A 15,911-nucleotide genomic window follows, 5' to 3' on the forward strand; every position below is an offset into this window, starting at 1 on the left:
CGTTAGTGATTGCTGCAGTTAATGTAGTTTTACCGTGGTCAACGTGGCCGATTGTACCAACGTTTACGTGCGGTTTTACGCGTTCAAACTTTTCTTTTGCCATCTTAAAAAATTCCTAATTAAGAAATTAAAGCCTGACTCACTATTGAGCCAGACGAGCTAAAATCATATAACAGCGCGAGCTGAAATTATTGTATCTGCAACCTGTTTAGAGGCTTCAGCATACTTCAAAAACTCCATAGAGTAAGAAGCACGGCCCTGTGTTGCAGATCGTAAAGCAGTTGCATAACCAAACATTTCAGAAAGAGGAACTTGGGCATTAACTTGCTTAAGTCCACCTATTGCATCTTCCATGCCTTCGATTATGCCGCGACGACGGTTAAGGTCGCCAACTACATCACCCATGTTTGAGTCAGGAGTGATTACTTCAACCTTCATCATTGGCTCTAAAAGTACAGGGTCAGCTTTAAGCGCCCCCGCTTTCATTGCCATTGAACCTGCAATCTTAAATGCCATTTCATTCGAGTCTACATCATGGAATGAACCATCATATAGAGTCGCTTTAACGCCAAGTAAAGGGTAGCCAGCCAGTACACCCTGAGACATTTGCTCTTGGATACCTTTGTCTACCGCAGGGATAAATTCTTTAGGAACCGAACCACCTACAGTTTCGTTAACGAACTCATACGTCGGCGCTTCATCTTCCGAAATATCCATCGGTTCAAGTTTAACCCAGACGTGACCATACTGACCACGACCACCTGATTGACGTACAAACTTCCCTTCAACTTCAACAGTTGAACGGATAGCTTCTCGGTATGCAACCTGCGGCTTACCAACGTTACATTCAACACTGAATTCACGTTTCATACGGTCGACAATGATATCAAGGTGAAGTTCACCCATACCAGAGATTATAGTCTGGCCTGATTCTTCGTCAGTTTGTACACGAAAAGACGGATCCTCTGCCGCTAGTTTACCTAGTGCAATACCCATCTTATCTTGGTCAGCGATTGTGCGAGGCTCAACCGCAACAGAGATAACTGGCTCTGGGAACTCCATACGCTCTAGCGTAATAATAGAGTTCGGATCACACAGTGTCTCACCTGTTGTTACGTCTTTGAGACCAATAGCTGCCGCAATATCGCCTGCGTGCACTTCTTTGATCTCTTCACGTGAGTTTGAATGCATCTGTACGATACGACCAAATCGCTCACGCTTACTTTTAACTGGGTTATAAACCGCGTCACCCTGTTTAACAGTACCAGAGTAAACACGGAAAAAGGTTAAAGTGCCAACAAACGGGTCTGTTGCAATTTTAAATGCAAGTGCAGCAAACGGCGCTTTATCATCAGCTGGACGTTCTTCCTCAGTTCCATTTTCTAGGATACCTTGGATTTGTTTCACTTGTGTTGGTGCAGGCATGTATTCAACAACGCCATCAAGCACAGCTTGAACGCCTTTGTTTTTAAATGCACTACCACACGTAATGGGAACAATTTCGTTCGCTAATGTGCGTTGACGTAAGGCAGATTTAATTTCTGCTTCACTTAACTCTTCACCTTCTAAGTACTTATCCATTAGTTCTTCAGAGGCTTCAGCTGCACTTTCAACTAAATGAGAGTGCCACTCTTGAGCGAGCTCTTGAAGTTCTGCCGGTATTGCCTCATAAGAGAAAGTCATACCCTGGTCCGCTTCGTTCCAGTTAATGGCTTTCATTTTTATAAGGTCAATAACACCTTTAAAGTCGTCTTCAGCGCCAATAGGCAACTGGATTGGAACAGGCGTTGCTCCAAGACGAGATTTCACCTGGTCAACAACCGTTAAGAAGTCAGCGCCAGTGCGATCCATTTTATTTACGAAGATCATTCTCGGAACTTCGTATTTGTTCGCTTGGCGCCAAACTGTCTCAGTTTGCGGCTGTACACCTGATGAAGCACAAAGAACAACTACCGCACCATCAAGTACACGTAAAGAACGCTCTACTTCGATAGTGAAATCTACGTGTCCTGGCGTATCAATAATATTGATTCGATGGTCGTCAAATTGCGCGTCCATCCCTTTCCAGAAACACGTTGTTGCAGCAGAAGTGATTGTGATACCACGCTCTTGTTCCTGCTCCATCCAATCCATAGTTGCGGCGCCATCATGTACTTCACCGATCTTATGGGAAAGACCTGTGTAGAACAGAACACGTTCTGTTGTGGTGGTTTTGCCTGCATCTACGTGAGCTACTATGCCGATATTGCGGTAGCGCTCAAGTGGAGTTGTACGTGCCATATGATCCTCTTAAAGGTTAAGGACAGATTACCAACGGTAATGTGCGAATGCTTTATTCGCTTCAGCCATACGGTGAACGTCTTCACGTTTCTTAACCGCAGTGCCTTTGTTGTCAGCAGCGTCAACGATTTCTTGAGCTAAACGTAAGCCCATAGATTTTTCGCCACGCTTACGTGCAGCGTCTACTAACCAACGCATACCTAATGCGTTGCGACGTACTGGACGTACTTCAACTGGAACTTGATAAGTTGAACCACCAACACGGCGAGATTTAACCTCTACCTGTGGACGGATGTTATCAAGTGCAGATTCAAAGATTTCTAGGTGCGACTTGCCTGATTTCTCAGCAGCCACGTCTAGCGCACCATAAACAATTTTTTCAGCAGTAGATTTCTTGCCGTCTAACATTACGATGTTAACGAATTTAGCAAGAAGTTCCGATCCGAACTTAGGATCTGGAAGAATTTTACGTTGACCTATTACGCGTCTTCTAGGCATTTTGTATCTCCGGTTTATTCAGGTTTGTCCTTTTGGAACAATCACCCAAAACAATAATTAATAATATTTAGTGCTTGGCCTTACTAACGGAAAACAATTAGCCTTTAGGGCGTTTTGCACCGTATTTAGAACGAGCTTGACGACGGTCGCTAACGCCTGCACAGTCAAGTGCACCACGTACAGTGTGAAAACGCACACCTGGTAAATCTTTAACACGACCACCACGGATTAGGATTACACTGTGCTCTTGAAGGTTATGACCTTCACCACCGATGTATGATGTTACTTCGAAACCGTTAGTTAAACGTACACGAGCTACTTTACGTAACGCTGAGTTTGGTTTCTTAGGTGTAGTTGTATATACGCGAGTACATACACCACGCTTTTGCGGACACGCTTTAAGCGCAGCTGAGTTACTTTTAGTAACCTTGCTACGACGTGGCTTACGCACTAGCTGGTTAATAGTTGCCATTTAAATAGCTCCTGAAATTAAAATTACTACTGAAAAAAATAAAAAAATCCGCCCTTTTTACAAGCTTGTAACATACATGCAAGTAAATGGGTGGCGGAATTTTAATGAGCAAAGTTTAACCTGTCAACCTAAACTCATCGTAAGACAGTAGATAACTGTCTTACGATTTATTAATCTGTTGATTAATAAGAGTTTATTGATTTCCAGATAAATCTGCGTTCAGAGCATCTGTTAGTGCTTGAGTTGCCTCTTCTGCACTTACTGTTTGCTCTTCAACAACTTCACCCTGCTTGCGGCGAGCCATACGGTCTTGGTGATACGCAAAGCCAGTACCGGCTGGGATCAGACGACCCACAATTACGTTTTCTTTCAGACCACGAAGCTCATCGCTCTTACCATTCACGGCGGCATCTGTAAGAACACGTGTTGTTTCTTGGAAAGACGCTGCTGAGATGAAAGATTCTGTTGCAAGTGATGCTTTCGTGATACCCATAAGTTGTATTTCAAACTTCGCTGGGATCTTACCTTGTTTTTCAAGGTCACGATTAGCGATATTAACGCGAGCTACTTCAATTTGCTCACCCGCTAAGAACTCAGTATCACCGCCGTCAAGGATGGTACATTTACGTAGCATCTGACGAATAATTGTTTCAATGTGCTTATCATTGATCTTAACGCCCTGCAAACGGTAAACCTCTTGCACTTCGTTAACAATGTAGTTAGCAACATGAGTCACACCACGTAGGCGTAAGATGTCATGTGGTGATTCAGGACCATCGGCGATAACTTCACCTTTAGACACTTGCTCACCTTCAAACACGTTAAGTTGACGCCACTTAGGAATCATTTCTTCGTAATGATCGCCTTCAGCAGGTGTAATAACTAAACGTTTCTTACCTTTAGTCTCTTTACCGAAGCTAATTGTACCTGTGATTTCAGCTAAGATAGCTGGATCTTTTGGCTTACGTGCTTCAAATAAGTCGGCTACGCGTGGTAGACCACCCGTGATATCACGAGTTTTCGAACCTTCTTGCGGAATACGTGCAAGTACGTCACCTGGGTTTGCTGTAACGCCATCTGTCACTTCAATCGTAGTGAATGAAGGTAGACGTGTTTCCTGCAAGCCGCGCTCTTCACTTTCGATGATAAGCTTAGGCTCTTTCGCATTTACTTTAGCAAGGTCTTTAACAACTACACGGGTTAAGCCGGTTAGTTCATCAGTTTGTGCTTCCGTATTTGAGTCATCAACATCGCTGAACGAGATTTTTGACTTATGCTCAAGAACGATTGGGTGACTATGCGGGTCCCAAGTAGCAACGATGTCGTTACCTTGAACTTCTGCATTGTCTTGTACTGTTAGTACCGCACCGTAAGGTACTTTATAACGCTCTTTTTCACGACCGAAGCTATCAATGATAGTGATTTCAGTTGAACGTGAAGTAATTACAATCTTACCGTCGGTATTAAGTACATACTTAGCGTTATGTAATTTTAACGTACCGTCAGTTTTAACTTGTACATTGTTTTCAGCTGATGCTCTTGATGCCGCACCACCGATGTGGAATGTACGCATCGTAAGCTGTGTACCCGGCTCACCGATTGATTGTGCCGCGATAACACCTACTGATTCACCTGCGTTGATGATATGACCACGTGCAAGGTCACGACCATAACACTTAGCACATACACCAAAGTCGTTATCACATGTGATAACAGAACGTACGCGAACTTCATCTACTGAGTGCTCTTCTAAAAGGTCACACAGTTTTTCATCAAGCATTACATTACGCTCTACTAATACAGTGTCTGTATTAGGAATAAGCACAGGCTCAGCAACAACACGACCTAGTACACGTTCACGAAGCGCTTCTACAACGTCACCACCTTCAATAAGCGGTTTCATTGTTAAGCCATCTTCTGTGCCACAGTCATCTTCGTTGATTACCAAATCTTGTGCAACGTCTACTAGACGACGCGTTAGGTAACCTGAGTTAGCTGTTTTAAGTGCTGTATCGGCAAGACCTTTACGCGCACCGTGCGTTGAGATGAAGTACTGTAGTACGTTTAGACCTTCACGGAAGTTAGCCGTGATTGGCGTCTCGATGATTGAACCATCTGGACGTGCCATTAGACCACGCATACCTGCTAGCTGACGGATCTGAGCGGCACTACCACGAGCACCTGAGTCGGCCATCATAAACACTGAGTTAAATGACGGTTGCTCTTCTTCTTCACCTTTAGCATTGATAACCGTGTCTTTTGACAAGTTGGCCATCATTTCACGTGATAAGTTTTCATTTACACGTGACCAGATATCGATAACTTTGTTGTACTTTTCACCAGCCGTTACAAGACCTGATTGGAATTGTTGGTTGATTTCAGTTACTTCAGCTTCAGCTGATTCAATGATTGATGCTTTAACTGGTGGGATAACTAAGTCATCGATACCAATTGAAACACCTGACTTCATTGCGTAGTGGAAACCGGTGTACATAACTTGGTCAGCAAACACAACAGTGTCTTTAAGACCTAGACGACGGTAACACTCGTTTAATAAGCCAGAAATCTGCTTTTTACCTAATGCTTGGTTGATTGACTCAAACGGCATACCTTTAGGTAAAATTAGAGACAGAATTGCACGACCAACAGTAGTGTCGATAAGCGTTACAGTGTCTTCAACAACACCTGCTTCGTTAGTGATTGACTGACTAATACGCACTTTAACGCGTGCGTGAAGTTCTGCGTTACCACTACGGTATGCTTTTTCTGCTTCTTTAGGATCTTTAAATACAATGCCTTCGCCTTTCGCATTAATGCGATCGCGCGTCATGTAGTAAAGACCTAATACAACATCCTGTGAAGGAACGATGATTGGCTCACCATTCGCTGGAGATAGAATGTTGTTAGTAGACATCATTAGTGCACGAGCTTCTAACTGAGCTTCAAGCGTTAACGGTACGTGTACCGCCATTTGGTCACCATCGAAGTCGGCGTTGTAAGCCGCACAAACTAATGGGTGTAAATGGATTGCTTTACCTTCAATTAGTACAGGTTCGAACGCTTGGATACCTAAACGGTGAAGTGTAGGTGCACGGTTAAGTAGTACTGGATGTTCACGAATTACCTCGTCTAGTACATCCCATACTTCCGCTACTTCGCGCTCTACCATTTTCTTAGCAGCTTTGATTGTCGTAGCCATGCCGCGACGCTCTAATTTGCCATAGATGAATGGTTTGAATAGCTCAAGTGCCATCTTCTTAGGAAGACCACATTGGTGAAGCTTAAGTGTAGGACCAACCGTGATTACAGAACGGCCAGAGTAATCTACACGCTTACCAAGTAAGTTCTGACGGAAACGACCTTGCTTACCCTTGATCATATCAGCAAGAGATTTAAGCGGACGCTTGTTAGAACCTGTAATTGCACGACCACGACGACCGTTATCAAGTAACGCATCTACCGCTTCTTGTAACATACGTTTTTCGTTGCGTACGATAATATCTGGTGCAGCTAAATCTAATAGACGCTTAAGACGGTTATTACGGTTAATAACACGACGGTAAAGGTCATTTAGATCAGATGTCGCAAAACGACCACCGTCTAGTGGTACTAATGGACGTAAGTCAGGTGGCAATACTGGAAGTACTGTCATGATCATCCACTCAGGGTTATTACCTGATTGGTGGAACGATTCCATTAACTTAAGACGCTTAGTGATCTTTTTACGCTTAGTTTCAGAGTTAATTGTTGGTAACTCTTCACGCATTTCTGCAATTAGTTGGCCAAGATCAAGTTCACGAAGCAAGTCTAATACTGCTTCTGCACCCATCTTCGCTTCAAACTCATCACCGTGCTCTTCAAGCGCATCTAAGTATTCTTCTTCACCTAATAGTTGACCACGCTCAAGCGTTGTCATACCAGGCTCAGTTACTACGAATGATTCGAAGTAAAGAACACGTTCAATATCACGAAGTGTCATATCAAGCATTAAGCCAATACGAGACGGTAATGATTTTAAAAACCATATATGTGCTACTGGGCTCGCAAGGTCGATATGACCCATACGATCACGACGCACTTTTGTAAGTGTAACTTCAACGCCACACTTCTCACAGATCACACCACGGTGTTTAAGGCGTTTATATTTACCACATAAACACTCATAATCTTTCACTGGGCCGAAAATACGGGCACAGAATAAGCCATCGCGCTCAGGCTTGAAAGTACGGTAGTTAATAGTCTCAGGTTTCTTTACTTCACCGTATGACCATGAACGAACCATGTCTGGTGAAGCAAGACCAATGCGAATTGCATCGAATTCTTCGGTCTTATTTTGTTGCTTCAGAAACTTAAGTAAGTCTTTCACCTTAGCTCTCCTGTCGGAGTTAATCTTGAGGGCGGATAACCTCGCCCCTACATTCTATTCAGCCGTAACAGATGCTGCAGGGTTAACTGCAGCATCTAATTGGCTTAATTTTCTTCCAACTCGATGTTGATACCCAGTGAACGGATTTCTTTCAACAATACGTTGAACGATTCTGGCATACCTGGTTCCATCTTATGGTTACCATCAACGATGTTTTTATACATCTTAGTACGACCGTTCACGTCATCCGATTTCACTGTTAGCATTTCTTGTAGCGTGTAAGCAGCACCGTAAGCTTCAAGTGCCCATACTTCCATCTCACCAAAACGCTGGCCACCGAACTGTGCTTTACCACCCAGCGGCTGCTGAGTAACAAGGCTGTAAGAACCAGTTGAACGTGCGTGCATCTTATCGTCAACCAAGTGGTTAAGTTTAAGCATGTACATGTAACCTACAGTTACTTGACGTTCAAACTGATCGCCAGTACGGCCATCATAGAGTGTAACCTGACCACTTCTTGGGTATCCACCAAGCTCTAGCATGTCTTTGATTTCGTCTTCTTTAGCGCCATCAAATGCAGGTGTAGCGATTGGTAAACCACCTTTTAAGTTATCAGCTAAACGACGAATTTCATCATCAGAGAAGCTAGCAATATCTACTTCTTGACGAGATTCACCGATTTCGTAAGCTTGCTTGATGAATTCACGTAGCTCGTGTAGCTCACGTTGCTCCTTCATCATTTCCTCTAAGCGCTCACCAATACCACGTGCAGCTAGACCCATATGTGTTTCAAGGATCTGACCGATGTTCATTCGTGATGGTACACCTAGTGGATTTAGTACGATATCTACCGTACGACCTTTATCATCGTATGGCATATCTTCTACTGGTACGATAGTCGAGATAACACCTTTGTTACCGTGACGACCCGCCATTTTATCACCCGGTTGGATACGACGTTTAACAGCTAGGTATACTTTAACAATCTTAAGTACGCCTGGTGCTAAGTCATCACCTTGAGTAATTTTACGACGTTTGTTTTCAAACTTCTTATCGTATTCAGCTTTAAGCTCATCGTACTGTGCAGCTAGTTGCTCAAGTTCAGCTTGCTTGTCTTCTTGTGCAAGACTTTGAGTAAGTAGCTTTTCAGCATTTAGTGACGCTAAGTTGTCTTCATCGAAGCCTGCTGAAGCTAGTAGCTTGCGAGCACGGTCTAAAACACCGGCTTCTAGAATACGGAACTCTTCATTGAAGTCTTTCTTCGCTTCGCGAAGCTGCATGTCTTCAACTTCTAACGCACGCTTATCTTTTTCAACACCATCACGGGTGAAAACTTGTACGTCAATTACAGTACCAGTTACAGAGTTTGGTACACGTAAAGAGCTGTCTTTAACGTCAGACGCTTTTTCGCCGAAGATAGCACGTAGTAGCTTTTCTTCAGGTGTTAATTGCGTCTCGCCTTTCGGAGTCACTTTACCTACTAGGATATCGCCGCCTTTAACTTCAGCACCAATATAAACAACGCCTGATTCATCAAGCTTGCCTAGCGCAGACTCACCCACATTCGGGATATCTGCAGTGATCTCTTCAGGACCTAATTTAGTATCACGGGCAACACACTGTAGTTCTTGAATGTGGATAGTCGTTAGACGATCTTCTTCAACTACGCGCTCTGATAGTAAGATTGAATCCTCGAAGTTATAACCGTTCCATGGCATGAATGCCACGCGAAGGTTTTGACCAAGGGCTAAGTCACCTAAGTCAGTCGAAGGACCATCTGCTAACACGTCACCACGAGTAACCGGTTCACCAACCATGCATGTTGGTTTTTGGTTAATACATGTATTTTGGTTAGAACGTGTGTATTTAGTAAGGTTGTAAATGTCGATGCCCGCTTCACCAGGAATACGCTCATCATCATTTACATTTACAACGATGCGGCTAGCATCGGCGTACATTACATCACCACCACGCTTAGCAACAATCGTTACACCAGAGTCTTTCGCTAGTGTTAACTCAATACCAGTACCTACTAACGGCTTATCCGCTTTCAATGTTGGTACTGCTTGACGTTGCATGTTTGAACCCATCAATGCACGGTTAGCATCATCGTGTTCTAGGAACGGGATAAGTGCTGCCGCTACAGAGATCACCTGTTGTGGTGATACATCCATATATTGCTGATCCATGCGGCCCATAAAGGTTGATTCACCTTTGTGACGACACGGGATAAGTTCATCAACAAACTCATTGGTTTCGGTTAAGTTTGAGTTCGCCTGTGCGATAACAAACTGACCTTCTTCAATGGCTGATAAATAATCAACTTCATCAGTTACTACACCATCTACCACTTTACGGTAAGGTGTTTCTAAGAAACCGTAATCATTTGTACGTGCGTACGTAGATAACGAGTTAATTAGACCGATGTTTGGACCCTCAGGAGTCTCGATTGGACATACGCGACCGTAGTGAGTTACGTGAACGTCACGTACTTCAAAGCCAGCGCGCTCACGTGTTAGACCGCCCGGACCTAATGCAGAAATACGACGCTTATGCGTTACTTCTGATAGCGGGTTATTTTGGTCCATAAACTGTGATAACTGAGACGAACCGAAGAACTCTTTAACCGCTGCCGAAATAGGCTTAGCGTTAATAAGATCTTGTGGCATGATCGCGTCAAGGTCACCTAAGCTTAAACGCTCACGTACAGCACGTTCTACACGTACTAGACCAACACGGAATTGGTTCTCAGCCATTTCGCCAACACTACGGATACGACGGTTGCCTAAGTGGTCAATATCATCAACATCGCCTTGACCGTTACGAATAGCAATTAATACTTTCATAACAGATACGATGTCTTCTTTGCTTAATGTGCCAGGGCCTGTGTCTGTATCATAACCAACACGGCTATTGAACTTCATACGACCTACAGTAGATAAGTCATAACGTTCTTCTGAGAAGAATAGGTTCTCAAATAAGGCTTCAGCCGCGTCTTTCGTCGGTGGCTCGCCTGGGCGCATCATGCGGTAAATTTCTACTAATGCTTCTAAACGGTTGCTTGATGAGTCAATATTTAATGTATTTGACATGTAAGCGCCGCTGTCCACTTCATTGATGTATAACGTATCAATTTTAGTGTGACCTGCTTTAACCAATTCAGCCATCAACTCTAGCGATAGCTCGTCATTAGCGTTTGCAATAACTTCACCTGTTGACTCATCAACATAGTTTTTAGCTACAATACGGCCAATGATGTACTCATGTGGTACTTCTAATTGATTAATGCCTTTTTTCTCGATGCTCTTGATGTGGCGTGCCGTAATACGACGACCGCTTTCAACCAGTACTTCACCGTCTTCGCCTTTGATATCAAAAGCGGCAGTTTCACCACGTAAACGTGAAGGCACAAGTTCCATAAGAACTTTACCGTCAGTTACTTCAAACGCAGTGGTGTCGAAGAACATATCTAGGATTTCTTCGCTAGAGTACTCAAGTGCACGTAAAATAATAGACGCCGGTAATTTACGACGACGGTCTATACGTACATATAAGTTATCTTTTGCATCAAATTCGAAGTCTAACCATGAACCACGGTAAGGAATAACGCGTGCGTTATATAATACTTTACCCGATGAATGGGTTTTACCGCGGTCGTTATCAAAGAATACACCAGGGCTACGGTGTAGCTGAGAAACGATAACACGCTCTGTACCATTGATTACAAAAGTACCGGTATCAGTCATGAGCGGAATTTCGCCCATGTAAACTTCTTGCTCTTTAATGTCTTTAACTGTGCCTGGAGCTTCTTTGTCCATAACTACAAGACGCAGTTTCACGCGAAGTGGAGCAGAATAAGTCACACCGCGAATTTGACATTCTTTTACATCGAATACTGGCTCACCAATACGATAACTTACGTATTGAAGCTCAGAATTTCCCGAGTAGCTTTTAATAGGGAACACAGAACGGAAGGCTGCTTCCAAACCATGATCGCCATCAGCGTCTGGGACTAAGAATTTTTTAAACGATTCTAACTGTGTCGACAGTAAGAAAGGTATATCCAAAACTTGTGGACGTTTACCAAAATCCTTACGGATACGTTTCTTTTCAGAATAAGAGTAAGCCATGGGGTTCCTCAGCTTGCTGATCTTTGACCCGACCTGTTCTTGTAAGAACAGACTTAACTGGCATCTATGCCAAGATTTACAACATTTAATTGTTGTTCTAATTAACTCCGCCCCTGCAACACTAGCAAACTATAAAGCGTTGAAAGTAAAGAGAAAATCAGATTTTATTTGAGCTACAGGAATACATAACTCTATAGCGCAAAAAGGCCGGTGATTAAATAATCACCAGCCCTTGCCTGATTACTCAGGCAGCGAACCTAGCGTGAGCTAGATTACTTAACCTCAACTTCAGCACCAGCTTCAGTAAGGTCTTTTTGAAGTGCTTCAGCTTCTTCTTTAGATACACCTTCTTTGATAGGTGCAGGAGCAGCTTCAACAAGCGCTTTCGCTTCTTTAAGGCCTAGGCCAGTTGCGCTACGTACAGCTTTGATTGCCGCAACCTTGTTAGCGCCAGCGCCAGTAAGGATTACGTCAAATTCAGTTTTCTCTTCAGCAGCTTCAGCAGCAGGACCTGCTACCATAGCAGCTGCAGCAGTTACGCCGAATTTTTCTTCCATTGCTTCAACAAGAGCAACAACGTCCATTACTGACATTTCAGCAATCGCGTCAAGGATTTGGTCTTTAGTTACAGACATTACAAATTTCCTAATAATTAACGGACTCTAGGTCCAAATAAATTTTACACCGAAAGGGAGGTTAAACAGCTTAAAATTAAGCAGCTTGCTCTTCTTTCTGTACACGTACTGCTTCAATTGTTTTACACAATTTGCCAGCAGACGCTTCTTTCATAGCGCTCATTAAGCGTGCAACAGCTTCATCGTATGTAGGTAATGTAGCAAGCATTGCTGCATCTACAACATTTCCTTCAAAAGCGGCCGTTTTAACTTCGAATTTCTCATTCTTTTTCGCGAAATCTGAGAAGATACGCGCAGCAGCACCTGGGTGCTCTGATGAGAAAGCGATTAAGCTTGGACCAACTAACGAATCAGATAGACATTCAAACTCAGTACCTTCAACAGCACGTTTTGCTAGAGTGTTACGAACAACTTTCATCCATACACCAGCTTCACGCGCTTCTTTACGAAGGGCTGTAATTGCGCCTACTGTTACACCACGAGAATCTGCAACAACTGCAGAAAGAGCACCATTGGCTGCTTCGTTGACTTCAGCAACAATTGCTTTTTTGCCTTGAAGATTTAAAGCCATGGGTGTTACTCCTGGTTTAATGGGTCGCCGACACTCGGCTTCCCTGTTTTACTCTTCCCTACCAAAAAACTGATAGAGATGCTTTTTACGGCGAGAGCCAGAAGAGATTAGGAAAATCTATCTGGGGATTCACACCGTCTACGTAGGTAATATTAAGGCCGAAGCCGCCTACGGTCTTGGACGGAAGCCCAATTTATCGCATCACTCAAGAGCTTAGCGAAATTATGGACTTCAACCCGAATTCTTTACTTGTTAAACAATAAATTATTCAACAAAATGGCGCAAAATTATAGTACAAATTTCACGCCATGTAAACACCTATTAAGCTACAGAAGTGCTTAACGTGTTTTGGTCAACAGCAACACCTGCGCCCATAGTTGTAGAGATGGTTACTTTCTTAACGTAAACACCTTTAGCTTGAGAAGGTTTAGCCTTCTTAAGCGCAACGATTAGAGCTTCAAGGTTTTGTTGAATTTGCTCAGCAGTGAAATCAACCTTACCGATAGTAGTATGGATGATACCATTTTTGTCATTACGGTAACGTACTTGACCTGCTTTCGCATTTTTAACTGCTTCTGCAACGTTAGGCGTTACAGTACCAGTTTTAGGGTTAGGCATAAGACCACGTGGACCTAAGATTTGACCTAGTTGACCAACAACACGCATCGCGTCTGGTGATGCAACAACAACGTCAAAATCCATCTCGCCTTTTTTAACTAGTTCAGCAAGATCTTCCATGCCTACTAATTCAGCACCGGCTTCTTTTGCAGCTTCTGCATTAGCGCCTTGAGTGAATACAGCAACACGAACATCACGGCCAGTACCGTGAGGTAGTACAGTTGCACCACGAACGTTCTGGTCAGATTTACGAGCGTCAATACCAAGGTTAACAGCAACGTCAACACTTTCTACGAATTTAGCTGTTGCTAATTCTTTTAAAAGAGCAACTGCTTCATTGATTTCGTAATCTTTAGTTACTTCCACTTTTTCGCGGATAGTACGCATACGTTTAGTTAATTTAGCCATTTCTTAGTCCTCTACGTTCAAGCCCATCGCACGCGCAGAACCTGCGATAGTGCGAACCGCAGCGTCCATATCAGCCGCTGTAAGGTCAGCTCGTTTTGTCTCAACGATCTCTTCAAGTTGAGCACGAGTTACTGTGCCTACTTTTTCAGTGTTAGGACGGCCTGAGCCTGATTTGATACCAGCAGCTTTCTTAAGTAAGTAAGCAGCAGGTGGCGTTTTCATATCGAACGTAAATGAACGGTCACCGTAAACAGAGATCACTACAGGAACTGGAGCGCCTTTTTCGATAGACTCTGTACGCGCGTTAAACGCTTTACAGAATTCCATGATGTTTACACCGTGTTGACCTAGTGCAGGACCTACTGGAGGACTAGGATTAGCCATACCAGCGGCAACTTGTAGCTTGATTAAAGCTTCAACTTTTTTAGCCATTATAAATACCTCATTTGGTGGGTCTTAGCCTTGTGCGCGCGAGGACGCGTACTCTAACGGCTTCCCAGTTTAAAAATTGGTTTCGTACTTTTTGCGAGCAAAAATAAATTTTTGCCTTAATACAAAAAGGCCGCTGATTATAAGTTAATCAGCGGCCTTTTTCAAGCTTCGTGCCAAAATTTAAGTAAATAAAGGCGAAGCTTTTTTAATCAATTACTTATCTTGTTCAACTTGACCAAATTCAAGTTCAACCGGTGTAGAACGACCAAAAATAAGTACCGACACTTTTACGCGGCTCTTTTCGTAGTCAACTTCTTCAACCACACCGCTAAAGTCAGCAAATGGACCATCAGTAACACGAACAACTTCACCTGGCTCAAATAATGTAGCTGGTTTAGGTGCTTCAGCGTTCTCTTGTAAGCGGTTAAGAATGCGTTCTGCTTCTTTAGAACTAATAGGCGCTGGACGGTCAGACGTACCACCAATAAAACCCATTACACGTTCAGTACTGTTCACTAAGTGCCAGCTTGCATCGTTCATGTCCATTTGTACTAGTACGTAACCTGGGAAGAATTTACGCTCAGATTTACGCTTTTGACCGGCGCGCATCTCAACAACTTCTTCTGTTGGTACTAATATTTCACCAAAGCTCTCTTCAAGACCTTCGATTTTAATGTGCTCTGATAACGTTTGCGCTACACGCTTTTCGTAACCAGAGAATGCTTGTACAACGTACCAGCGTAATTTAATTTCTTTGTTCTCATCCGACATGGGATCAGATCTCCAATCCAGTTAAAAAGCCTACAGCGCGGAATAAAATGCCATCTAATCCCCAAAGGATAAGCGCCATAATCACTGTTGCAACCATTACGATTAATGTCGTGTGGGTAGTTTCTTGACGCGTTGGCCAAACAACTTTGCGTACTTCAATGCGTGCTTCTTTAGCAAATGCTAAAAAGTCACGGCCTTTAGCGGTTTGCGAGGCAATACCTAAACCTGCTGCTATAGCAACCACAACGCCAATTGCACGTAGTAATACAGACTGATCTGCAAACATGTGATTACCAACAACTGCGCCTGCAAGTAGCGCGATTGCTACTAACCACTTTACCGACTCCATCGCACTTGATGGTGTTTCTACATTCGTGCTCATAATATTATTACCTTAACTACAGACACAACAACCCTACACAACGGCAGGGTTAATCCATTAAAATCTAAACTTAAAAACAGACTTATTTAAACCGATTTTTAACCCCAGACTTACTCAACTTATGAGTAAAAATGGCAGGGGCGGAGAGATTCGAACTCCCAACCGTCGGTTTTGGAGACCGCTGTTCTACCAATTGGAACTACGCCCCTGCAAAGTGGATGCCTATTATACTTACGCAAATCATTAACACAAGCCTAAAAGATACCCACTTAGCAAAATCTCTTTAATGCACTAATAAATCCATCTTAACATTGATTAAAAAGCCGTTTATGATTGTACTAATTTTAG

Annotated in this window: 12 protein-coding genes and 1 tRNA gene; all 13 read right to left on the reverse strand. The window is 43.3% G+C overall.

What is annotated here, in order from left to right; translation table 11 throughout:
- The coding region (locus tag CWC17_RS03490) for a GTP-binding protein (protein WP_046354627.1) at positions 1-103 on the reverse strand (103 nt) is incomplete at its 3' end.
- Positions 104-165: 62 nt separating this feature from the next.
- Positions 166-2,280 (reverse strand): elongation factor G, encoded by a 2,115-nt coding sequence (gene fusA, locus CWC17_RS03495; protein WP_138541477.1) that lies wholly within the window; start codon positions 2,278-2,280, stop codon positions 166-168.
- Between the two features lie 27 nt (positions 2,281-2,307).
- Positions 2,308-2,778 carry a 30S ribosomal protein S7 gene (gene rpsG / locus CWC17_RS03500; protein WP_004588211.1) on the reverse strand — a complete coding sequence of 157 codons (471 nt, stop codon included), beginning with the start codon at positions 2,776-2,778 and terminating at the stop codon, positions 2,308-2,310.
- A gap of 97 nt (positions 2,779-2,875) precedes the next feature.
- Positions 2,876-3,250 carry a 30S ribosomal protein S12 gene (rpsL, locus tag CWC17_RS03505; RefSeq protein WP_002958885.1) on the reverse strand — a complete coding sequence of 125 codons (375 nt, stop codon included), beginning with the start codon at positions 3,248-3,250 and terminating at the stop codon, positions 2,876-2,878.
- 193 nt (positions 3,251-3,443) lie between these two features.
- Complete coding sequence (rpoC, locus tag CWC17_RS03510; RefSeq protein ID WP_055015584.1) at positions 3,444-7,616, reverse strand: DNA-directed RNA polymerase subunit beta'; 4,173 nt, start codon at positions 7,614-7,616, stop codon at positions 3,444-3,446.
- Positions 7,617-7,720: 104 nt separating this feature from the next.
- Positions 7,721-11,746: a DNA-directed RNA polymerase subunit beta gene (gene rpoB / locus CWC17_RS03515; RefSeq protein ID WP_138612091.1), complete on the reverse strand. Its 4,026-nt coding sequence runs from the start codon at positions 11,744-11,746 to the stop codon at positions 7,721-7,723.
- 272 nt (positions 11,747-12,018) lie between these two features.
- The gene (gene rplL, locus CWC17_RS03520) at positions 12,019-12,381 is read right to left on the reverse strand and encodes a 50S ribosomal protein L7/L12 (protein WP_004588208.1); all 363 of its coding nucleotides are present in this window, start codon (positions 12,379-12,381) and stop codon (positions 12,019-12,021) included.
- Positions 12,382-12,457: 76 nt separating this feature from the next.
- Complete coding sequence (gene rplJ / locus CWC17_RS03525; protein WP_055015586.1) at positions 12,458-12,952, reverse strand: 50S ribosomal protein L10; 495 nt, start codon at positions 12,950-12,952, stop codon at positions 12,458-12,460.
- 321 nt (positions 12,953-13,273) lie between these two features.
- Positions 13,274-13,978 carry a 50S ribosomal protein L1 gene (gene rplA, locus CWC17_RS03530; protein WP_055015587.1) on the reverse strand — a complete coding sequence of 235 codons (705 nt, stop codon included), beginning with the start codon at positions 13,976-13,978 and terminating at the stop codon, positions 13,274-13,276.
- Between the two features lie 3 nt (positions 13,979-13,981).
- The gene (gene rplK, locus CWC17_RS03535) at positions 13,982-14,410 is read right to left on the reverse strand and encodes a 50S ribosomal protein L11 (RefSeq protein ID WP_004588205.1); all 429 of its coding nucleotides are present in this window, start codon (positions 14,408-14,410) and stop codon (positions 13,982-13,984) included.
- A gap of 213 nt (positions 14,411-14,623) precedes the next feature.
- Positions 14,624-15,181, reverse strand: coding sequence for a transcription termination/antitermination protein NusG (gene nusG / locus CWC17_RS03540; RefSeq protein WP_024032045.1), 558 nt, complete (start codon positions 15,179-15,181; stop codon positions 14,624-14,626).
- Between the two features lie 4 nt (positions 15,182-15,185).
- Entirely contained in the window at positions 15,186-15,563 is a 378-nt protein-coding gene (secE, locus tag CWC17_RS03545) for a preprotein translocase subunit SecE (protein ID WP_004588203.1), read from the reverse strand.
- Between the two features lie 132 nt (positions 15,564-15,695).
- Positions 15,696-15,772: transfer RNA gene (locus tag CWC17_RS03550), tRNA-Trp, on the reverse strand.
- Positions 15,773-15,911 lie beyond the last annotated feature (139 nt).

The organism is Pseudoalteromonas sp. S3785 (assembly GCF_005887365.1).
Classification (GTDB): domain Bacteria; phylum Pseudomonadota; class Gammaproteobacteria; order Enterobacterales; family Alteromonadaceae; genus Pseudoalteromonas.